Source organism: Halomonas sp. 707B3, assembly GCF_024158645.1.
Lineage (GTDB): Bacteria > Pseudomonadota > Gammaproteobacteria > Pseudomonadales > Halomonadaceae > Vreelandella > Vreelandella lionensis.
The window spans coordinates 1-1,413 of record NZ_JAMZBE010000294.1; the positions used below are offsets into that span (position 1 = coordinate 1).

The window sequence follows — 1,413 nt, forward strand, 5'->3', positions numbered from 1 at the left end:
CCGCAACACGCAGCGCCAGCCCACCGCCGGAGGAGTGCCCGCCAATAGCCACCCTATCGTGTGGGGCGTGCTCTTGTTGAGCGTGCTCAATCAGGTCGGCCAAGTCATCTTCCAGCTGGCCGATATAATCCACATCGCCACGCTGCGCAGGGTTTGGCCCATGGCCGCGTAAATCGGGAGTAATCACGTCGAAACCGGCAAACTCCGCCAGATATTCCGCCATCGGGGCCAAATAGTGGCTGCTGGCCGATGAGCCGTGCAACAGCACTAACAGCGTGGGCGGTGTGGCCCGCCCGGCAACGTCGGCACTTGGGTAGTAGCGGTAACCCAAGGTGCTACCATCCCGCGCGGTGTAGGATTGCAGCGGCGGGATATCCTCTGCGGAGGGCAGAATATTCACCAGCACATCGAAGTTTAAGCCGTTGGAAGCTTGCGCTTGTGGCATTGCGTTGTCTCCTTCTAAGCCGTGGTGGCACTGTTTGGCTGGAGGTGCTCCCGCCGAAACCGTAAGTGGAACGGACTAAGCAAGCTCGGCATGGGAACTTGGCCGTTGAGTTTCTCCGGTGGCTGCAGCGTCCAGCGGGCACGCCGTTGAAGTGCGGCGAGCAATCGGCTGGTGACGAGCAGCACGATATGCCTGCCGGGGCAGATCCCTGGCCCGCCGCTAAACGGCACCAGCGGCCACTGACCTGGTCCGTCAGGGGTTAGCCACATCTCTGGCGTAAACTGGTGAGCAGCGTGTAAGTAGCGCTCATCACGGTGAAAATAGGGCGTATGAATCAACAGCGATGTATGGGCTGGCAGGGTGCCCTGCTTCCACTGGGTAAGCCTAGTCGACTGCCTTAAAATCAGTGGGGTGGTGGGCCATAAACGCAGGGACTCTAAAACGCTGGCTGTTAACCGATCCACGGCGGGCGGCGACGTGCCATCGGCCTCTGCCATCGCCCGTGCCGCGAACTCGGGGTGCGCGCACAGTAGCGCTAACGCACGAAACGCCGCCATGCCTGCGGGTTCAAATGCGAACAGCCACTGGGGCACCTGCTGCAGCGGCGCCTGCTCGTTTTCCGCGCCTTGCGCCGAGAGCATCGCCATCAGGCTGTTCGGTTCCGCCCGCTGGTAGTAAAACGCCAGGTGCCGTTCAAAACGCTGCTGCAACCGCTTGCGTTTAGGGTGCATAAAACCCCAGTTGGCGGCTTTACGTAGGGCAGCAAGCTCTTTGGTGAGCGTGCGGTCGTAGCGGGCGATATCCCCAAGCACGATGCGCCGCACAATACGCTCCCAGGTAACGTGAAAGGTTGCCCAATCCAGCTCGTCGAAGCGCGTCCCTACCCGCGTTACTAGCTGTTCGGCCTCCTCTTCCACAATCCTGGTAAACGCCTCGGCAAGGGTATGGCGGGGGCAGCTACTCTGTAG

Annotated in this window: 2 protein-coding genes; both read right to left on the reverse strand. The window is 61.1% G+C overall.

Going from position 1 to position 1,413, the window contains the following annotated elements; all coding sequences use genetic code 11:
* On the reverse strand, positions 1-445 hold a 445-nt coding region (locus BIS10_RS18730; RefSeq protein WP_253507788.1), incomplete at its 3' end, for an alpha/beta hydrolase.
* Between the two features lie 14 nt (positions 446-459).
* Positions 460-1,413: cytochrome P450 (locus BIS10_RS18735; protein WP_253507791.1), on the reverse strand; the 954-nt coding region annotated here is incomplete at its 5' end.